This is a genomic window from Streptomyces lushanensis (genome assembly GCF_001700515.1).
Classification (GTDB): Bacteria; Actinomycetota; Actinomycetes; order Streptomycetales; family Streptomycetaceae; genus Streptomyces; species Streptomyces lushanensis.
The window spans coordinates 1-390 of record NZ_MAUD01000675.1; the positions used below are offsets into that span (position 1 = coordinate 1).

1 protein-coding gene is annotated in these 390 nt (G+C 74.4%); it reads right to left on the reverse strand.

Annotation, left to right across the window (positions count from 1 at the left end; genetic code table 11):
• Window positions 1-390: CYTH domain-containing protein (locus BFF77_RS36095; RefSeq protein WP_483855226.1), on the reverse strand; the 390-nt coding region annotated here is incomplete at both ends.

Genomic DNA, 390 nt, shown 5'->3' on the forward strand with positions numbered 1-390 from the left:
GCCCTTGGCCCCCTTGGTCTTACCGCCCTTGCCCTTCCCGCCCTTCCCCGCGTCCTCGCGTGCCGTCTCCGCGAGCGCCCTGCTCAGCTTCGACGCGGCGGACGCGGGACGGAGCCCCGCCTTGCGCAGCTTCCTGTCCACCGCGTCCAGCAGCGCCGGATCGGCGTCGTCGGTCAGCTCCACCTCGACCTCGGTCCACGAGATGGCCACCACGGTGTCACCGAGGCGCTGCGCCCGTACGGTGTCGACGCTGACCTCCGCCAGCGGGGCGCCGTCGCCGCCGAGCAGCCTGCTGATGTCGCGCGAGGTGCGCAGCCGTACGACCGGGACCAGCCGCGCGTCGCGGATCCGGGAGCGGAGCAGGGCGGCCAGCTCCTCGGGGACGGTGTC